Source organism: Thermoplasmataceae archaeon, from assembly GCA_038729425.1.
Classification (GTDB): domain Archaea; phylum Thermoplasmatota; class Thermoplasmata; order Thermoplasmatales; family Thermoplasmataceae; genus B-DKE.
The window spans coordinates 55,148-74,896 of the sequence record JAVYSB010000005.1 but is presented as its reverse complement, the minus strand read 5'-3'; the positions used below and the strand labels follow the sequence as shown (position 1 = coordinate 74,896).

The 19,749-nt window shown below is 43.6% G+C and carries 19 protein-coding genes and 1 tRNA gene; 13 read left to right on the top strand and 7 right to left on the bottom strand.

Going from position 1 to position 19,749, the window contains the following annotated elements; translation table 11 throughout:
- Positions 1-95 precede the first annotated feature (95 nt).
- The 3 genes from QW597_05765 to QW597_05755 all read left to right on the top strand — a co-directional run bounded on the left by QW597_05765 (position 96) and on the right by QW597_05755 (position 5,419).
- Complete coding sequence (locus tag QW597_05765; GenBank protein ID MEM0156089.1) at positions 96-1,850, top strand: S9 family peptidase; 1,755 nt, start codon at positions 96-98, stop codon at positions 1,848-1,850.
- A 142-nt stretch (positions 1,851-1,992) separates the two neighbouring features.
- Positions 1,993-4,611 carry an MMPL family transporter gene (locus tag QW597_05760; protein ID MEM0156088.1) on the top strand — a complete coding sequence of 873 codons (2,619 nt, stop codon included), beginning with the start codon at positions 1,993-1,995 and terminating at the stop codon, positions 4,609-4,611.
- A 34-nt stretch (positions 4,612-4,645) separates the two neighbouring features.
- Entirely contained in the window at positions 4,646-5,419 is a 774-nt protein-coding gene (locus QW597_05755; GenBank protein MEM0156087.1) for a winged helix-turn-helix transcriptional regulator, read from the top strand.
- Between the two features lie 9 nt (positions 5,420-5,428).
- Here the strand turns inward: QW597_05755 and QW597_05750 are convergent, their stop codons facing one another.
- Both QW597_05750 and QW597_05745 read right to left on the bottom strand, forming a co-directional pair.
- Positions 5,429-6,574, bottom strand: a complete 1,146-nt coding sequence (locus QW597_05750) for an acyl-CoA dehydrogenase family protein (protein MEM0156086.1) — start codon at positions 6,572-6,574, stop codon at positions 5,429-5,431.
- Positions 6,575-6,580: 6 nt separating this feature from the next.
- Positions 6,581-8,548, bottom strand: coding sequence for a 3-hydroxyacyl-CoA dehydrogenase/enoyl-CoA hydratase family protein (locus tag QW597_05745; protein MEM0156085.1), 1,968 nt, complete (start codon positions 8,546-8,548; stop codon positions 6,581-6,583).
- A gap of 232 nt (positions 8,549-8,780) precedes the next feature.
- On the opposite strand from QW597_05745, the gene QW597_05740 reads away from it, so the two are divergent.
- The gene (locus tag QW597_05740; protein ID MEM0156084.1) at positions 8,781-10,727 is read left to right on the top strand and encodes a 4Fe-4S dicluster domain-containing protein; all 1,947 of its coding nucleotides are present in this window, start codon (positions 8,781-8,783) and stop codon (positions 10,725-10,727) included.
- Here QW597_05740 and QW597_05735 read toward each other — a convergent pair.
- Positions 10,702-11,487 (bottom strand): hypothetical protein, encoded by a 786-nt coding sequence (locus QW597_05735; GenBank protein ID MEM0156083.1) that lies wholly within the window; start codon positions 11,485-11,487, stop codon positions 10,702-10,704. The genes QW597_05740 and QW597_05735 overlap by 26 nt on opposite strands.
- A gap of 231 nt (positions 11,488-11,718) precedes the next feature.
- Positions 11,719-12,381 (bottom strand): GNAT family protein, encoded by a 663-nt coding sequence (locus QW597_05730; protein ID MEM0156082.1) that lies wholly within the window; start codon positions 12,379-12,381, stop codon positions 11,719-11,721.
- A 118-nt stretch (positions 12,382-12,499) separates the two neighbouring features.
- Between QW597_05730 and QW597_05725 the strand changes: the two genes are divergently transcribed.
- Complete coding sequence (locus tag QW597_05725) at positions 12,500-13,060, top strand: cysteine hydrolase family protein (GenBank protein ID MEM0156081.1); 561 nt, start codon at positions 12,500-12,502, stop codon at positions 13,058-13,060.
- Positions 13,061-13,063: 3 nt separating this feature from the next.
- Here QW597_05725 and QW597_05720 read toward each other — a convergent pair whose 3' ends face one another.
- Positions 13,064-13,654, bottom strand: a complete 591-nt coding sequence (locus tag QW597_05720) for a cob(I)yrinic acid a,c-diamide adenosyltransferase (GenBank protein ID MEM0156080.1) — start codon at positions 13,652-13,654, stop codon at positions 13,064-13,066.
- A gap of 136 nt (positions 13,655-13,790) precedes the next feature.
- Here QW597_05720 and QW597_05715 point away from each other — a divergent pair, with 136 nt between their 5' ends.
- The 3 genes from QW597_05715 (at position 13,791) to QW597_05705 (ending at position 16,379) form a co-directional block, all read left to right on the top strand.
- Positions 13,791-14,153 carry a rhodanese-like domain-containing protein gene (locus tag QW597_05715; protein MEM0156079.1) on the top strand — a complete coding sequence of 121 codons (363 nt, stop codon included), beginning with the start codon at positions 13,791-13,793 and terminating at the stop codon, positions 14,151-14,153.
- Positions 14,154-14,292: 139 nt separating this feature from the next.
- Complete coding sequence (locus QW597_05710; protein MEM0156078.1) at positions 14,293-15,591, top strand: DUF4147 domain-containing protein; 1,299 nt, start codon at positions 14,293-14,295, stop codon at positions 15,589-15,591.
- A 32-nt stretch (positions 15,592-15,623) separates the two neighbouring features.
- Positions 15,624-16,379, top strand: a complete 756-nt coding sequence (locus QW597_05705) for a hypothetical protein (GenBank protein ID MEM0156077.1) — start codon at positions 15,624-15,626, stop codon at positions 16,377-16,379.
- 28 nt (positions 16,380-16,407) lie between these two features.
- On the opposite strand, the gene QW597_05700 is transcribed toward QW597_05705, so the two are convergent.
- Positions 16,408-16,507 (bottom strand) — tRNA-Tyr (locus QW597_05700).
- Positions 16,508-16,692: 185 nt separating this feature from the next.
- On the opposite strand from QW597_05700, the gene QW597_05695 reads away from it, so the two are divergent.
- The 3 genes from QW597_05695 to QW597_05685 all read left to right on the top strand — a co-directional run bounded on the left by QW597_05695 (position 16,693) and on the right by QW597_05685 (position 17,712).
- Entirely contained in the window at positions 16,693-17,007 is a 315-nt protein-coding gene (locus QW597_05695) for an Lrp/AsnC ligand binding domain-containing protein (protein MEM0156076.1), read from the top strand.
- A gap of 5 nt (positions 17,008-17,012) precedes the next feature.
- Entirely contained in the window at positions 17,013-17,270 is a 258-nt protein-coding gene (locus QW597_05690) for a UPF0147 family protein (protein MEM0156075.1), read from the top strand.
- 85 nt (positions 17,271-17,355) lie between these two features.
- A complete protein-coding gene (locus QW597_05685) occupies positions 17,356-17,712 on the top strand; it encodes an ArsR family transcriptional regulator (GenBank protein ID MEM0156074.1) in 357 nt (118 codons plus the stop codon).
- 10 nt (positions 17,713-17,722) lie between these two features.
- Here QW597_05685 and rpiA read toward each other — a convergent pair whose 3' ends face one another.
- Entirely contained in the window at positions 17,723-18,388 is a 666-nt protein-coding gene (gene rpiA / locus QW597_05680; GenBank protein ID MEM0156073.1) for a ribose-5-phosphate isomerase RpiA, read from the bottom strand.
- An 80-nt stretch (positions 18,389-18,468) separates the two neighbouring features.
- On the opposite strand from rpiA, the gene QW597_05675 reads away from it, so the two are divergent.
- Both QW597_05675 and psmB read left to right on the top strand, forming a co-directional pair.
- The gene (locus QW597_05675) at positions 18,469-18,960 is read left to right on the top strand and encodes an acyl-CoA thioesterase (GenBank protein MEM0156072.1); all 492 of its coding nucleotides are present in this window, start codon (positions 18,469-18,471) and stop codon (positions 18,958-18,960) included.
- 111 nt (positions 18,961-19,071) lie between these two features.
- Positions 19,072-19,707: an archaeal proteasome endopeptidase complex subunit beta gene (gene psmB / locus QW597_05670; GenBank protein MEM0156071.1), complete on the top strand. Its 636-nt coding sequence runs from the start codon at positions 19,072-19,074 to the stop codon at positions 19,705-19,707.
- The last annotated feature ends 42 nt before the right edge of the window (positions 19,708-19,749 follow it).

The window sequence follows — 19,749 nt, the reverse complement described above, 5'->3', positions numbered from 1 at the left end:
CATCCGTCGTCAGCTATTCCGATGGGCGCGGCACGGAAAAATTGCAATTCAGTATCCTGAAAGATTTATTACACTTATTATCCATGCGATTATTTATGAATCCGGACGAAGCATACGGTATAAAACTGGCAACTGAACCATTTTTACATGGCGACCACATCTATTTTACGCTCAACTGGATTGAGAAAAACAAGTACGCCTCATCGATAAACCGGTTTGACGGCTCCAAAATGGAGAAGGTAACCTCTGGAAACCACGAGAGGAGTGCACAATGGCTGGGGAATACCCTTTATTATGTCTCATATGGAAAAAAAGTTGAAAAAATCATGAAAACCAATCCAATAAGCGAGCCGGTCGAGATATACAGTAGCGAGTCTATTCAAAAATTCATTTTTCACAAAGAATGTATCATCGCAATCGTAACCGATAAGGCTGACCGCAAGGCCCCGTTCGCGACGAGCAGAGTAAAATACAGGTTTGACTCAAAGGGACTCCTGCGGAAGAACAGCAAACTTGTTATCATTTGCGAAAAGGCAGAGACGCTGGTTGAAGGTGATTTTAACGTAACTGATGTTGCTTCCAATGGAAACAGATTGGTATTTGTGGCTACCGCGGAAGACGATGACAGGGAAATCCAAAACGTTTATGAATTGGACCTGAAGAGTAGGGAGTACCAAAAACTGACTGAAAGAGGGGGAGCAATGAGTTCAATCTGTGTTGCGCCTGATGGTACCGTGGCATTCACAGGACACCAGGAAGGCACAAAGCCATGGGCAGTAGAAAAACTCATAATGCCTGAGAAGAAATTTTCTGTAGAAATCGGAAAAAACGCCAGTAATTCCATAGTTTCTGACGGTTTTGCCTCCGGTAGCCAATCTCTATTATACGATGAGGGGAAGTATTATATGATCGGGCAGGACGGCGGGTGTGCATCCCTTTATTCCTGGGACGGGAAGGTTCATAAAGTCTCGGAAGGGGAAAAAGTTGTTCACTCCATTACGGTTTCCTCTGGAAACGTTGGATTCATATACTCATCACCGGAAAAACCATCGATAATCTCGTTTAATGGGGAACTTGATCTGAACCCGGAGATACACGGCAGGAAACCCCTGAAAGTTTCATCTGGACGAATTGAAGGTTGGTTGCTGCTAACCGACAAGAAGAACCCCACGGTGCTATTTGTTCACGGAGGCCCTCACAGCGCGTACGGATATGCATATTACATTGAATTCAACTACCTTGCCAGCAACGGGCTAAACATTCTTTACGCAAATCCAAGGGGAAGTGCCGGATATGGTCAAGACTATGCAAGTGGTTGTGTTGGTGACTGGGGAGGCAGCGATATGCGGGACCTCTTCGATATCCTTGACAAATCCGTGGAGGAGTTTTCTCTTGCTGAAAAGTTAGCCGTATCAGGCGGGTCCTATGGCGGGTATATGGTCAATGCAATCATTACAAAGACTGACCGTTTTAAATGTGCCGTCTCTGAGAGATCCATATCAAATCTTTTAAGCATGTGCGGGACCAGCGACATTGGTTTCTGGTTTAATCCCGAGGAAATTTCTGTTACAGATCCATGGTCAAAGGTTGGGATTGAGAGGTTGATGGAATTCTCCCCAATATCAAAGGCCAAGAGCGCCAGGACTCCAACAATGTTCATTCATGGAGAAGAGGATTACAGATGCCCTATAGAGCAGGCTGAACAGATGTACACCGCTCTCAGAATGAACGGAATTGACTCAGTGCTGGTAAGATATATAGGAGACGGTCACGAACATGCAAGACGAGGCATCCCGAAGAACATGAAAGACAGGCTCCAGAGAAAGTTGGAGTGGTTTAACTTGCATTAATGGGAACATTCCTGAACCCATAAAGCGGTGAGACAGCCGATAATTTTATCATGAGTGATCTACTCTTCAAAACAATATTTAAATTGAATTTAATAAAAATATTTTTTATCTAAACTTAACTACCACTCGGCATTCAACGGATATGAAACTCTCTCAAACGCTTATAAGGAGAAGGAAACTGGTACTGATAGTGTGGACTTTAATTATGGTTGCAGCAGTTCCAGCACTAATGGGTTACTCATCCATGATAACTTACTCAAACACAACACCGGCAAACAGCACTTCCGAATCCTCGGTTGCAGCAAGTATCCTGGCAAATGTTTCCTCGTCAAACCAGAGCTTGATAATTCTGGTTCATGAGGACCCCTACAGTACTGCAGTTGCTAACACATCACTCCAGCTACAAACCAGGCTTCTTTCAAGTGGGGCACCAAATCTTACTTCAAGTGATTCCCCTTACACTGCGTATTCGGATTATATCAATAGTTTTTCTGGGATTGTGAGATTAGTTTACCAAAATATAACGGTAGCTTCTTCGACCGTTTTCGATTTTCCACATGCCTTTCTGCTGAACTGGAGTAAAAACGGATTTACCAGATCTTCTATATTGAGTTCTGCAATCATGGCAGGTTACAACAGCTCCTCATACGAAAGATCATTTCTGAATAATGTCAATAACACTATAACAACCACAAGCGTTTCAAGTTCTACAGCATTTACAGTTGTTAGCAACGCTGTCAAGTCATCTGCCACCAGCGTATACCCTCAGAATGAATACGTTCAGGCTGCTTCACAGGGACTCAACGTTCAAAACTACACTGATGGCCTGTCAACACTCACTGCGGAAATAATTAACAGCAATTCTGCAACACACATATCCGTGGAAATAGTCAATTCAACCTTGATTTCTACAAACCCTGGGCTTTACTTCGTGAAGAATTATGGGCTTTTGGATATGCCAAAATTCCTGGCAGACAGTTTTATCAGCCCAGACGGGCAGTATTTCATAATTAACATCAATTTTAATTCTCCCTCATCCTATTTGGAGAAAAACGGGAGTTCACCATCACAGTCGGCCACTCCCTTGGTAACGTCAATATCCAAGCAGTACTTTGGTGGAAGCGCATCAGTGACCGGAGTGGGAGCCATAGCGTATGAGACCCAACAGGTAACAGGTTCATCCGGTTTTGCCTTTGCATTCATATTTGTATTACTTGCCATAGCAGTCTTTGCTACTCTGGTCTCATATAAGGCATCCTTACTTAGCCTAGTAATGGTTTCAATTGCCACAGCTCTGGGATACATTTCCATATACATTACAGGCATTCTCTTTCAGCCCGTAAACTATGTGGTCAACTACACGCTCACGGCAGTCATACTTGGGGTTGCCACAGATTACCTTGTATTTATACTGGCTAGATTCAGGCAGGAACTCAGGGAGGGAAAGAGCCCTGATACAGCACTTGAAACTGCAGTTTCTAAAGCTGGAAAGGCTGTCCTTATAAGTGGAATCACTGTATCTGCCAGCCTGTCAATGTTTGCTGTATTCCCAGGTTTCAGGACTTGGGGAATAGTTCTGTCACTGGCAATACTTATGACTGTGATAATGGAAGTAACTCTGCTTCCGGCCATTATGAAATTCCTGGGGCCTAAGATCTTCATGAAGTCAGGCATGAAGCCGCTTGAATCTGGATATCATGAAAAATCCGTGTTCTACAGAACTTCTAAAGCAGCTACTAAACACAAGATTGCCGTTGTCTCTGTTATTGTCGTTTTGGCTCTACCAGCAGTTTATACGATTCTGACTGCTCCAACCTCGTACGACTTCAATACTGGGCTCCCCCAAGGTCTAGCCAGTGTGCAAGCGCTGAAACAGATCGAGAGCAGCTTTGGGTCTAACAGACTTTACCCTATTGAGGTCATAGTCCCTCTGAATGGAACTTTGCATAAGGATCTGACATCAAGTGACATAATAACTTTGCAGAAGACAGCCTCTCTTCTCAACACGACCGGTGGAATTCAAAGTACGGTTGGCCCGTACCTGAACAACCTAACTTCGGAATCACTATTTTCGTCATTCATAGTTGATAACGGCAAGTACGCATATTTCATCGCATATTCTTCGTATGACCCTTACAGCCAGCAGAGCATAAATACTGTCAGTGCTCTGAGATCTCACACATCCATAATTGTTGGTGGGCTGACATCGCAGGTCATAGACGAAAAAAACCAGAATTCCATAACTTATCCAGAACTTGAAATACTCATCGTGGTAGTGATATCTGCGGTTTTGTTCATTTCATTCAGGTCGATAAAATACTCAATTATCTCCGTAAGTGGTACGCTCATAAGCATTAGCTGGACTGCGACACTCGTTTATTTTATTTCAACGTATCTCCTGCACCAAGCCTTCCTGTATCTCATTCCAATCATCCTTTTCGTAATACTTATGTCGCTCGGAAACGACTACACGGTTTTCATAATTTCAAGGGTTCGAGAAGAATTGAATTCCGGGGGTCTGAACGAGAGTATCTCAAGGGCTATGGTGGGGTCAGGAAAGGTTGTTACTTCACTAGGCCTGATACTTGCAGCATCTCTTGGGGTGCTCGCCTTGATTCCCTCCGGATTTCTAGAGCAGCTTGGGATTGCGTTCATAATTTCATTGATACTTGACACTTTTGTGATACGGGTTTTCTACTTCCCTGCAATGGTGAGCCTCTTGTTCAACAAAAATCGAAGTAAACTCAGTTCAAATAAATAAAATATATTTAATTCCTTCCGAATATTTTCTGTTTATGGACGAAATCGACAAGAGGATCATTTTTCAATTGATGAAGAATGCTCGTACACCTCTTAAGGAAATTTCAGAGAAAATCGGCATCTCAGCGCAAGCTCTCAATTACCGTGTTTCAAGGTTGCAGGAGTCAGGTGTCATAAGGAAATTTTCTCTCCATGTTAATCCGCAGATCAAAGGCATGATCAGTGGATTTGCTGCGTTCAGGAATTCAGGCTATGAATCTGATCGCATTGTTTCGAGGTTCAAATGCCTTGAGGAAATCACTATTTATGAATTCAACGGGAAGGACCAAAACGAGGTATATGAATGCATAAATGATGCAACACGGAAACTTGGGGAACCCTTCATGAAATACATCCCGCAACCAAGACAATTAAATATGTCATTCGGAAAACTGGATTTTGAAATTATTGAAATCTTGAAGGAGAGCCCAAGGTTACCAGTATTGAGTATAGCGGAGAAACTCAACGTGAAACCGTCGGTAGCTAGAAAGAGGCTTGCGATGATGGAAAAGAACCGCGTGATAAATGCCGTAGCGGAGATAGATCTCGCAAAAACAGATTCCACGATTCTCTCTATAATATCGAGCAGCGTGGAAAGCCTTTTTCCGTATTTCGGTGACAATATCATTTTTTATATATCTGACAGGGGAAATGGAATTATAGTTGGATATGCAGACAATCTCAAAAAGGCGAGGGGGACCATCGAAAAGATCAGGGAAACCGACCCATTGACGCAGGTTATGGTTGTGTATGAGTATGAGTTCAATTGATCAGAATTATCATGGCGCAAATTCTCGCCCAAAAAGTTTCCGTGAGATGATTAGTTTCTGAATGTCTGGAGTGCCGTCTCCGATAAGGAAGCCTCTAGCTGTGCGGAATCTCCTCTCAATAGGCGAGAGAGTAACATAACCGGAAGCCCCAAATGTTTGAAGCGCATGACTGACCGCATCAAAAGACGTTTCACATCCGAACCATTTAACTCCTGCACATTCAGCGGAGTTCTCTAGCCCCCTGTCAGTCATTGCCAGTGCCTTGTATGCAAGGAGTTTCGCGGCCTCTATTCGAGTCCAGTCTTCTGCAAGCCTGAACGATACAGCTTCCTGCTTAGAGATCGGATGACCAAACGCTTTTCTGTCCTTCGCATGCTCTACGGCATCTTGCAAGCTTCTTTCCGCAAGCCCAAGCGAATAAAGAGCGACATGGCCCCTCTGTGAATTCAGGGCATGCATGAGCAGGTTGAATCCACGATTCTCAGACCCTATCAGGTTTCCTTCAGGTACAGTAACTTCATTGAATCTTATGCCTCCGAAGTCACCGTCAAACATTGAGGCCATGCTGGTCAGTTCATATCTTTCAATGCCTTCTGATCCCGCATTGACCAGAAAAAGGCTGATTCCATGCCCACGCACGTTTTCCCCGGTTTGAGCGGATACTATCATAGCATCTGAGATTCCTGACCCACTTATAAATGACTTCTCCCCGTTGATAGCATAGTGGGTGCCTTTTCTCTTCGCCGTGGTTATTATAGAACCAGAGTCGGATCCACACCCAGGTTCACTGAAGGCACCAGAAATCAAAAGATCACCGGATACAAATTTCATTAGAAACTCGGTCCTAGCTTCAGGATTGGTGACGAGTGGGAGGATCTTTGAAAAATGCACTGAAAGAAACGCTGGTACCGGGAATTCCCATCTTCCCATTTCTTCTGAGATCAGCCCAAGCGTAACTTCGTCCATTCTTTCGCTGCCATCCAAACCAACAATCGAAGGGAGGAACATACTCGCCAAGTCTTTCATCAACCATTTCGGGAATACGCGGGACTTTAGCCACTTGCCATAGTTGGTGTCAATTTTTCTTCTGCAGTATTCCCTGAAGGTATCCAGTATTATTTTTTGCTCGTCTGTTAGTTCTCCATTAAGTTCCATGTGTACTCACTTTCCTTTCCAGGCTGGCTTTCTACCCTGTCCAAATGTCTCTTGGCCCGTTTTAAAGTCATCAGTATCCGCGATTTTAACAAGTTCACTCAAACCAAACTTCAGTTGTTCAGAATACGTGGCCCTTGCTTTATTGATCGATGCCTTTACAGAACCTGTCGAAATCGGACCGTTATCATTAATCTTATCTGCGAGTTCATGCACCACGGCTGTCAACTGATCATCCGGGACAACCATGTCAACAATTCCCATATCTTTCGCTTCAGTGGCGGAAAACCATTCACCCGTGAGAGCATACCTGCCAATTTTACGATTCAATGCTAGCATTCCATAAGTACTGCCAATTGGGGGCATTGCCCCGATAAGGCCTTCAGGCAGGGCGAATATAGAACCCTCAGAGGCTATGACAATGTCAAAGAGCATGTTCAACTCACATCCTGCCCCAAACGCAATTCCATTTATAGCGGAGATCAGGGGTTTTGGATAATCCAATAGGGTATCAACTAATGGCCCTGCATACCTTTTCATCCATGATCCTGAACCTGTTTTTCCCCTCCATTTGCGCATCATGGATATATCATCTCCAGCTGAGAACGCTATGCCTTTTCCGGTCACGATTACGGATCTTACTCCCGTATCCACTTCTGCCATTTTTAGAGCCTCTCTCAGGCCATCCCACATCTGTTTGTCAAGGGCGTTCAGTTTTTCTGGTCTGTTCAAGGTAACTGTTGAAAAACTTCCAGTTCTCTTGTAAACTACAGGGCCGAATTCGACCGATTCATAGTCCCATCTGTAAAAACCTTCACCTGATTCCCTGCCAGTTTCATCTTTTTCGATCTTTTTCTGAAGCATCTTCTGCGGTGAATAAAATGGCATACCTGTTTCGTTTAACCTCAATCTAAGGTAGCGCATAATTTCCCTTAGACTGTATCTATCAGCAATTTCCATGGGACCGATATCCCAGCCGTTTATGGCTTTCATAGCCTTTTCAACATCCTCCGCTGAACAAATTCCGTTTGAAACCAGCCAAGCTGCTTCATTGACCATCTGTGCCACAAATCTGACCGGGCTGATTCGGTACATTGATTCGCGCGGAATTATGGAAGGTTTCTTGTATTCACCTGCTGATGGATATTTATAAAATCCTTCTCCAGAACTTACTCCGAGAAGTCCAGCAGATACACCCTCCAGCAGAGGTTTGGAAAATGATATATCCATTCCCGCCTTCTTCAGGGCCAGGCTCCTATTCAGGACGCGGTCCATACCGATCCTGTCAATGATCTCACAAACACCAAAAGGAAAACCGAGCCTGAACTTTGCAGTAGAATCAACAATTTCCGCAGGGATACCATCTTCAATCATAGACACACCTTCAAGCAGGAATCTGATATTAAGCCGTTCAACTACATAACCGGGTATGTCTTTTCTCACTGCAATAAATTGTCTTCCGAGGCGTATCATAAGGGAGGAGACCCTTGTAAGGGTGATTTCAGAGGTATCTTGACCCATGACAACTTCTACTAGTTTCATGGAGTACAACTGGCTTGGAAAATTGAGTGCAATGAATTTGTCTGGGCGTTTCAGGGATCTGGAATACAATATCAGCCTCGACGAAGGGTTACAAATGCAGACTATGCAATCCTCCTGGAGATTAGGCTCAATATCAGAGACCAATATCTGACTCTCCCTCGATGAAATAGATAATGCATCCATCACGAAGTCACTATCAGATAGATTGTTACTGTTCTGTACGATAAGTAACCTCTTCATTAAATCTTCAGAGGGAGTTCTAGTTCCCGCCCCATGAAATGTTCGAAGAAGTTTTGCCTCAACCTTTCTGCAAAACTCTTCGTCAGGTTCCCCCCATTGTAAAACCTTTAATCTCATTTTTCCAGACGCAAGGCATATTGCTGCAATGTCAACCGCAAGTTCTCCTTGCCCGATCAAGCCGATCTTGGTCATCATGCGATTACGAGAGATTACCGGGCAGAAACTAATAAATTGTTTGTTATGAAATTTTGATGACAGTGCCAGCTCAATATTTTATAAATTAGGTTTTTTTAGAAAATGCCAGATTTAGGCTTATCTGTAAATCTTAAAATATCAATCTCCACTACAAGATAGTAGTGAAGCAAAAGTGGATTTTGCCGTTTCTGTGGTGATTTTGCCGGCCCTTATGCTACTCATGGGGGTATCAATGGCAGTGATAATATATCTGACCGGTAGAGCGAATAATCTCCTGCGTAGACTGGTCATTTACCTTCTTTTGGCCATGATGAACGGCATGCTTGTTGGGCCATTCATTTACCTGTGGTTCTCGGGGACTATTTCGCTGGAAAGGGTAGCTGAGTTCTCTGTGGCAACAATGACAGTTGAAATGATTCCTTTTCTATCCTTGTTTCTTGCCAAGACCCTGAATGGAACTCCTTCCGGCAGTTCCAGGTTTCTCAGGGTCTTTGTAATATTTTTTGTAATTGTTGATGAGATAATTATGAGTATTGAGTTCGGCGCTTTCAGTCAGCATTCGTTGAGCCTGATCAACACGCGATATCCATTGTTCATTGTGGCATCTTCGGTTACCAGCTACTGGTTCGTGATTCCAATGAGCATAGAGATGGCCATAAGCTCAATTTTGCTTAGAAAATCATTCTCAAAATTCCTCTTTTTTGTGCTGGTTAGCCAATCGGCAATCATGTTACTGACCCCAGCGGCATTTCAGTCCCAGTTTTGGTCCACTATTTCAATTTATCTTTCCGCTTCTGTCATGACGGCTATTTTCATTGTTGTCTTCGAATACCTTTACCGTGTCCAGCACATTAAGAAACGTGTTGGCAATTTCCTAATACTTTTGCTGCTGGCATATTCGATAATGATGGCAGGGGTATTTGTCTGGTTGATAGGTCAATCTCCATACCTTCTGTCTGCGGGAAGTATTTTTGAGATGATCGTATTTCTTACCCTTGTGCTGAACCCGGAGCGTTCAACAGCCGGGAAAAGCGTTTTCTGGCTAGCGAGCAGGCGATGGTCTTTCTCCCTCCTCCTGATTATTTTCGTGCCTGAGTTCTTCATGGGAGCAGCAATTGATCTGCGATATTTTGGAGTAGCATCTTATATCTCAAGCATTGGTCTTGTTCCAATCGCGGGAAGTGTGTTTTCATCTGTTTCTTCCGCTGTGTTTGATTTTGTAGTATCTGTTTCGTCAATATCTCTCTCACCTTGGTTCCTGATCATGATGGGGATTGAAATGGGATCGCTAGTGGTCTTTAAGATAAAAATAACGCACGATCGCGAAACCAAGTTGCGACTTTTTCTCATGCTTCTTGCGTATGGAGTATATACCGTATATTTGCCCTCTTTCTTCCTCAACGACCCTGCGAAGGTGCCGTTTCTCGGATGGTCAATGGGAATAGGGACAGCGGGGCCAGTCTCCCCAATTTATCTTCTTCCTATATTCCTCTCATACGTAATTACGGCCGTCCTCTCCCTGTTCTTCGGATCCAGACAGCTCTGCTCTGCGTTCTGTCCTGCATCTACCATGTATCAGGGAACATTTTATGACTCCATGAAGAAATTCAATAACGGAGGGAACCTCTCCAGATCTGTCACTAGATCGAACAGGAGGGGAAAAATCCTGTTTCGTAGCGTTTCGCTGGTAGTATATTTTTCAATGGGCGCTGCTGCGTTGATATCTTACCTTAATTCAACCGGTGTCCTTGACCTCACGATATATGGTTATGATCCGGAATTTATGATCTATCTCATAATATTCGGCTTTGTCTGGTATGCTGCATTCATTGCAATGCCTTTTATAGGGTCTTATGGGTGCATCAATACCGGATTCTGTTCATGGGGAAACTTTAACAGATTTTTCTCCAAACTCGGGTTTTTTAGGCTCCGTGTTACTGATCCCCAGCAGTGCATATCGTGCAAGACAAAGGACTGTGCGACGGTCTGCCCGGTTGGAAACTACGGTCAACCGGGGTCATTTATACTAAAGGGTGAATTCAAGGATTCTCGCTGTGTAGGAATAGGTGACTGCGTGGAAGCATGCCCGTACGACAATATATTTTATTACGACGTAAGGCACTGGATCAGAGGGAAAATCGGTAAAGATCGTGTCAGGGAAGAGATGCCAGAGGAGTGAATCGTCCCAGGATAACTTCAAAATACAGAGTCATTGCTGCTATCATAGATATTCCAAATGTTGACCACGCAATACCAAACGTTGAAGAAATGATCGCGGGCTGGAACAGGCCAACTGTTGAGATTCCGATGACAAGGATGTACCAGGTCACCGCATTTCTTTCGGGAGATCTGATATCACCAATATTTCTGTAAACATAGCTGAACACGTAATAAACAGCAAGAATCATAATAACCGAATATGCGACTAGGAGTGGAAATACTAAGGATGAATCTCCGACGACCGCAGGGTCTGCGACCTGCATTAGAAGGAGAGCAAAAGCAGTGCGTTTCAATATGCCCGGCTTCATTGAACTGATTATAAAAAAAGCCATTTCGACGATCATTGGAATCAGGAAAAGGTAATTCGTGACTGCAAGGCCAAAGAGGTTAAGATAACCGGCTAATGTACCGAGGTTTCCCGTATGATAACCCAGCACTCTCAGGAGCAAAGCCATTGAAACTTCATTCCATACGAGCAGGATAGAGAAAGAAACGGACATTGTCTTCGTCGTGGAGACAGAACGCCTGGCGGAGGCAACCCAAAGGAGATATATTATTACCAACGACATTGAAAACATGTTTATGTTTACGGCAACGACACCATTCAAGAAGTTCTTCTGTGTAACCACATAATAAACGAGCGAGTCTAGCATGCTACCCATCATTGATATAAAGAAAACAGAAAACGCAAATGACTTCAGGGTAATCCTGGAGCTCATTTTTCTGATAAACCATATTACCCAGATTATCAATGGAGTCATCGTCAGTTCAACCAGAACAATCCAGGGTAAGTTTAGCAACCTGCGTACATTAGAACACTATATTTTATTGTTATTACTGTGACAGAAATGCTTCAAGAGCGGCCTTAAATTCAGCATGAGTTTTGCCTGTCTCTCCGCTGTTTTTCAATGATAGAAAGATCAATAGTTAACGTGGAAATGCAGGATACATCACTTCAGTATTCTGTAATCTACCGTGCCATTTGTGAAATTATTAGAGTCAATTTTCTCATGCGCGTCCCTGAACGACGAGATCCTTTTTTCGAGATTTTCAGAGACACTTGGCCATTCGTCCCTAAGGATAGAATACATCATCGTGTCCCTCAGCGTCCCGTCCCTTCTGACCATGTGGTTTCTAAGCCGTCCTTCGAAGGTTGCTCCAAGTTTGAGTATCGCCCGTTGGGAGTGGACATTGTTTCCATCTGTCTTTATCTGGACCCTGTTCGCATTCCAATCCTCAAAAGCATGCTTCATAAGGAGATACTTTGATTCAGGGTTCACGACCGTCCCCCAATGTTCCTTTGTATACCACGTTCCGCCGATTTCTACCCTTTTGTGTCTTTCTGAAATGTCCATATATCTCGTTGTTCCTATGATCTGGTTGTTGGATTTGACCTGCACAGCGAACGGAAAGGTAACGCCTTCGATTTCGTTAACCGTTACTTCCATCAGCCATGATTCCATTGATTCCCTGTTGCTCACGTCAGACAACATCCAGCTAAAATCAGAATCCTTGGCAGCAAGAAGCAGATCTTCCTCATGATTCATTTTCAATGGTACCAAGCGTATAAAGTGCCCCTCAAGGGTGCAAGGTCCAAGGTTATCTTCGGACATCTGATGGGTAGCTCCCGGAAAGAGATATTTTTTTCTTTTTGGGTTGTTGGCGAGACAGACTCACCCTGATCAAGAGTCATTGACAATGTTTAATAACAAGGGGCTCGCTCCGGCTTACATGGATTCATTGAGCAGCGACGCGGTGCTTGTTGTTGTAGATGTTCAGAATGGTTGGGATAGGGACATCTGGGGGCGGAGAAATAATCCTGAAGCCGAAGACAATATTGCGAGCCTGCTGGCGATCTGGAGAAAATCAAAGCGTCCGGTGGTATTCTTCCAGCACATGTCTAAAAACGCAAAATCGCCGTTGTATCCAGGGCAATCAGGAAACGAGATAAAGGATATTGTTAAGCCACTGGTCAGTGAAAAGGTATTTCATAAGTCTGTAAATAGCGGTTTCATTGGAACCGGTTTCGAGGAATGGTTAAGGGGGAGAGGATATACAACACTAGTAATCACCGGTATAACAACCCAGCATTGCGTTTCGACAACTGCCAGAATGGCCGGTAATCTGGGTTTCATTACATATGTAGTTTCAGATGCTACCGTTGCCTTTGAGATCAAGGGAAAAGATCGCGTGATCTACGATCCTGAAGTTGTTCATTCAGTCTCGCTGGCTACTATTGACGGAGAATTCGCAACAGTGTTGACAACCGATGAAATTATTAAGATTACCTAGAATTCAGAAGTCTACCCCTCTTCTCGCATTATACCCGGCTGAGTATGGGTGCTTGATTTCCCGCATCTCCGTGACGAGGTCAGCGCGATCTATAATCTCATCAGGTACCTTTCTTCCAGTGAATACAAGTTCCACATCCTCAGGTTTCGTGGAAATAAACTCCAGAATCTGGTCAAGATCAAGTAAATTGTAATACAGTGCGACATTTATTTCATCCATAATAATGATGTTCCACAAACCGGAATTCATTTCATTCTTCAGTTTTTCGAAGCTCTTCTGAACCATATCCACGTAGTCCTGGGGAGGTTTCCCCTTTGGAAATATTCTGATATTTCCTATACGCTTCCTGTCCTCAGGTTTAATATCCTCCTCCCAAGCGATAAAATATGGCTTTCCGACATACTCAACCTTCAGGTTATCTGAGAACATCCGGGATGACCGGTTCTCCCCATAGGTCCCCGTTTTCATGAACTGCATTATATACACCCTGTATCCCCAACCCAATGCTCGAAAAGCAAGGCCGAAAGCAGCAGTTGTCTTGCCTTTCCCCGACCCGGTATAAACTTCAATGAATCCCTTTCCCAATTTCAGCATGCTCACCAATATGGGATCACAGGCATAAAAGTATGACGTTCTGATCTCATGATTGTTAGCAGACGTAATGTAGCGTAAACACTACAATATTGTTTTAATATCAAATGATATTTGCCATCAGACAGGAGAAACAAACATGTCTTCAGCTGCATTTCCATCAAGAAAGGTAGAAGAACTTTCCCCATATGAGATCAGCGAAATAATGGAAAGCGAACCGGAGTCCACGCTGATAATCGACGTTAGGGAACCCTGGGAATTCTACGGCGACATGGGTCACGTCAGAGGCTCGCTTCTTATGCCTATGTCAGAAATACCGGACAATCTGGAAAAGCTGAAATCCAGCAAAGACAAGAAAATTATCTTGATGTGCAACAGTGGGGAACGAAGCTACTATACTGCAAGATACTTAATGGACAACTCTGTCAGCAACGTTTTCAATGCCGATGGCGGAATAATAAAGTGGCACATGGCAGGTCTTGATGTGGAATTTGGCGAGTGATTTTACCCCTTAAGTTTTCACTATAAGGTATTCTGCTCCGTCTTCCATTGCTTGAAGACTTCACGATACATTTTGAAAATGTTCATAATCTCCCTTAACTATGGAATTATAGCTGTGAAAGCTGTGAAGGAGAGAAGTCTTGGTTCAGATCATCAACCGGTATGAAATAAGGATCGGCAATATTGGAAATTTCCTCTTGGATATGTTACCTGAGGTCTTCGAGGAACTGGACCTGAGAAACGCATTCGGCAAAAAGGTAGATTTTCTATCGCGCCTATCCCATTCTTGTGACCGCTTGTTTATAATCGGATTCGGCAAGGCTTCGTACTCCATGTATGCCGGGATTCGTCCGTATCTCGCCGTACAACCTGTTGTTTCGGATATAATTGTTCCGGAATTAATGGAATTGCCAGCGGAATTTCCAGAATTAAAGATTCTCAGGGGGACGCATCCAGATACTGGTCATGAGAGCGAGGAGTCCACAAGGGTCTTGATCGAGGATCTTGGAACCCTTAGAATCGGTGATCTCGTACTGGTCCTCATATCTGGAGGAGGATCTGCTCTGTTTGAACTCCCGGAGGATAATTTCACCATCGAAGAAATATCTGAAATCGCAAAGTGCATGATGGCTGCCGGTGCAGACATTTTCGAAATGAATGCTGTAAGGGCAGTTGTTTCCAAGGTCAAGGGAGGAAAATTCGCTAGAATTCTGTTCCCGGCAACTGTTCATTCATTCATCGTCTCAGACGTTATTGGGGATGATATTGGTGTAATAGCCTCCGGCCCTCTGAGTCCTGTCTCCTGGGAATCAACGTTCGTAAAAAAAACAGTGCGTAAATTTTCAGATATATGCGGCTTTGACCCAACCAGACTGCTTCCGGGCTCTGTAACCGCAATCGATAAGAAATTCTTTTCGGCAGTAAACAATGAAATTATACTGCGCAATTCAGACTTTGTGGACGCATTCTACAAAAAATTAAAGGGCGCTGGAGCCGAGGTCGTTGTGATGGGAAACGGTGTCAGCGGCAAGGTTGAAGAGATTGCATCTTCACTTTCCGAGATCTGTCGGTCACTATATTCAATGAAACATCGGGGGTTCTGGTTCGTATTTGGTGGAGAAACTACCGTCGTCGTACGTGGGCAAGGTAGTGGAGGCCGTAACCAGGAACTTGCCCTCAGGTTCGCTCTGAAAATGGGCAAGGAAGAAAAATTCACCATAATGACAATTGGGACAGACGGTATAGACGGTAAGAGCCCAGCAATGGGCGCTATTCTCGATAACAACTCGATTTCACTAGAAAAAATAGATAACGCAATTAATGCGCTGGACAGCAGCGACAGCTATACATTCCTGAACTCTAACGGTTCAGCAATAATAACCGGATTCACCGGCACAAACGTCTCTGACATTATTGTGGGGTATTATGAAAGGAGTTGACGTTTTTTTATATAAATTCCTAATACCAAGACATGAAGATTGTTCGTTGCCCTGGTAAGTCTGGAACTCTAGATGAACACAATTTCACTCTCAATATAAGAGGAAAAACTCTCAGTATTCCTCGCAACCTTATCCTGGAAGGCGGTGACAAGATCAAGATTGAAGGGGATGTTTGCGAGATACTCGATTTCAACCCTTCATTATTTCCTCTAATTGCAGATCGAAAAGCCCAGTTGATACAGCCACATGACGCTTCATATATCATTTCACGGTGTGGTATTGGTCCAGGTTCCTCGGTGATAGAATCAGGTGTGGGAAGCGGAGCTCTCAGTGCTTACATATTATGGGCAGTTGGATCATCAGGTAAACTTGTCTCCATAGATCATGACGAGGAAAGGATGGAGTCCGCAAGATCAAGCCTTTCGCGATTCTTCAGTCTCAAAAACTGGGTTTCATTGCTTGGGAAGGTGGAGGAAAACAGGTATCTGAGAGATTTTGACGCATGCATACTCGATGTACCCGAACCATGGAATGCCCTTGAAACGGTTGGAAAGTACATCAGGAAAGGCGGTATGATCGCTGCTTATTCCCCCAACTTCAACCAGTCGGAAAAGACAGTAATTGAAGCCACAAAATCGGGGTTCCCAGTCCTTGAAACCGTTGAAATTCAGCTCAGAAGGATCATAGTTCGAGAGGGATCGACTCGACCCGATAGTAACGGTTTGCTTCACACGGGATTCATGACATTCATATTGAAAAGCGGGAACGCAATCATTCCCTTGGGGTAATATCAAGTCCACAACGCAGGGATATATATCCCGGCTTCCGGATTCGAACCAGAGACCTGCGGATAACGGCGGTTTTTGCCAGTCTTTCCCTCTACAGTCCGCCGCTCTACCAACTGAGCTAAGCCGGGCAGTATGAGGAAATTATCATGAGCGTATAAAGATTTCCTCGAAATAAGGCTTTTACGCAAAAGCTTGAGAGTCGTCGAAATCCTTATCTTCATTCCTGTTATCAGTTAAAACCTAAAAGGCTAGTGTACGATCGGCACGCTCAGGGGCCTTATGCAGTTCACTGCCAAAAGTTAGTGGTGATGAAATGACACCAACAGGAATATCTGGAGAATTGGGAGAATATTACAAGCAAAAGATTGTTACCGCGATTATTGGGATCGAGGCAGACATAAATTCAGTTGACAGAATTATGAAGGAGGTCTCAAATTTCAACAATGTTGAGGATGAATATGTTGTTACAGGAGAGTACGACATAATCTTGAAAGTAAGATATCCCGATTATTCAGGTCTCCAGAAGTTTTTGGTAGATAACCTTGGGAAGATACCTGGAGTGAAGAAGACAAAGACAATGATGGCCCTGTCCGTGGTGAAAGAGGCCGGCAAAAAAATGATGGAATGATCCCTATGGACAAAAATCTGTATGATGAAATAATGTACCTGCTCGACGAGCTCTCGCAGGATACCTCTGTCCCAAAAAATGTGAGGAAAAGTGCGGCTGACGCAAAAGATAAAATGGGGGTCCAAAAGAATAGTCTCGACCTTCGATGTGCTACTGCCGTTTCCATGCTGGATGAAATTTCAAACGACCCGAACGTTCCATCCCATGCCAGGGCTTCTCTATATACGTTGATAAGCAAATTGGAAGCTCTTGCAAAAACGTGAAGATACTCAATTCAATAAATATAGGTTATAAATAATTATGTTTAGTTAAATATATATACGATTATAATATTAACTGCTGATCGGTGTGCCACTCTCAGAAGAAAGCGAAAAACTAGCACGATTTCTGATAATATCAGACATCCCAAGAAGCGTTGCGTATACGCTTGTATATATCCGGAACAAAGGGGAAATTACGAGCGTGGAAATTGAAAGGGAGACCAGCCTCAGGCAACCCGAAGTGTCCATTGCGATGCAGTGGCTGCGAAGGAAGGGCTGGATAAACAAGCGTAACATGAAAAAGGAAGGCAAGGGCAGGCCAATCCATGGCTACAAGCTTTCAAAAAGTTTTAATGAAATTCTAGACGAGATTATACAGGAACTGTCTAACAAGATTGATGAGATTAACAATAACATCAACAGCCTGAAGGCATTCCAGAAATGATATTTTCATTTTAAAGTTCAATTGTCAGACATTGATTTCCTTTTCCCTGAAATATCCGTTTTGCCATCCCGTTAAAGATACCAACCTCGACGACACCCGGAATAGACTTGATCAATGATTCAAGCCCGACAGTGTTCTGAATCAAGCCAAAATCACAATCCAGTATAAGATTTCCGCTGTCGGTGGTAAAATCCTTCCTGATTCTGCAAACACATCCAAGCTGTTCAATGTTTTTCTTGGTAAATTCAAGACCAAATTCTAGGACCTCTACTGGAACTCCAAATTTTCCTAGCTTCAATTTCATTTTCGAGCTATCGATCATCACGTTGAATTCTTTGCTGTTTTTGGCCAGAATCTTTTCTTTTGTGAGTGCGCCTCCCCCTCCCTTGATCATGCTTCCTCCAGGTTCAATTTCATCTGCTCCGTCAAAATAGGCATCCAACAACTCATTACTCGTACTAATGATCTCAATTCCAAGATTCCTAGCTTTCTTTTCAGTATCCACGGAGCTTGCCATGCACTTCACGTCATATCCATTCTTGACAAGACTAGCAAGTTCAAGTATGAAGTAATGTGTTGTGGAGCCTGTTCCCAAACCTATAATGGAGCCGCTCTTTACGTATTTTGCAGCTTCAACAGCTGCAGATCGCTTTTCCTTTTCAAGCACAGAATCCATGGATGTGAAGCTAGGATTGAATAATTAAATTATCTGGAAAGAATACCAAAATAATAAAAGATTGGTGTAAATATTCTTCCATGGATTCAAAGAAATGCGAGGAGTCATTCTCAACCATGGAACGCCTTGTCCTACCCGCAGATACTAATATTTTCAATGCTCTTTATGGTGGAAGACTCGTGGAGTGGATAGATAATGTGGCATCAATTGTTGCGATAAAACATGGCAGGAGGAGAGCAGTTACGGGCAGTATTGACAGCCTTTACTTCCTTTCGCCAATTCATCTTGCGGATATCGTTAAGATGCAGGGGAGGGTTAATTACGTTACTAGGACGACGATGGAGATTGAAGTTGATGTTATTTCTCAGGAAGGGCTCACGGGAGCTGAACACTTCGCAACCAAGGCATATCTCACATATGTTGCGGTGGATCAAGATGGGAGACCCACTGATATCCCCGGTTTGATCGTCGAGACCGAAGATGAGAAAAAGCGTTTTGAAGAGGCTGAAGCAAGGAGAAAAATACGTCTTGAAGGACTCAGCCGGATCAGGAAGGAAATAGGCGATTCGTAAACTTCAATCCTGGAGTGTTGTTCGATAAGCCTATTTTTGAAGTCGGAAACGTTCAGAAAACGTTTAATAGGATTGTCAAATCAACCTTTGTACTTTTCTGGACGTGAAAACATGAATCAGACATTACAAACTGGAACGACGACCGTCGGTATAACCCTGAAAGACGCCGTGATAATGGGGACTGAGAGAAGGGTCACCATGGATCATTTTATCATGCATAAGGATGGGAGGAAACTTCATCAAATAGACACTTACGCCGGAATGACCATAGCTGGTCTTGTAGGGGATGCTCAGGTTCTTGTAAGATACATGAAGGCAGAACTTGAGATTTACAGGCTGCAGAGAAAGTTTAACATGCCAATAGAGGCTGTAGCCACCTTGCTGTCAAACATTCTCAATCAATCAAAGTATTATCCATACATGGTGCAGATCTTGATCGGTGGTGTGGACAAGTCACCTCACATATTCTCCGTTGACGCAGCAGGGGGATCGGTTGAGGATATCTATGCAAGCACTGGATCCGGATCGCCATTTGTATATGGTGTGCTGGAGACCGGATACAGCAGGGATATGAAAGTGGATGAGGGAATAGATCTTATCATAAGAGCAATTTCTGCCGCAAAGCAGAGGGATTCTGCCTCTGGCGGTAAGATAGACATAGCTGTTATGGATAAGAAAAATGGTTATGTTGATCTTACAGAGGAAGAGATAGCCGAAAGGATCAAAAAACTTAAAATCCCACAATAAATTTATTTTATAACCAGATAACATTTAAATTATATTCGCAGT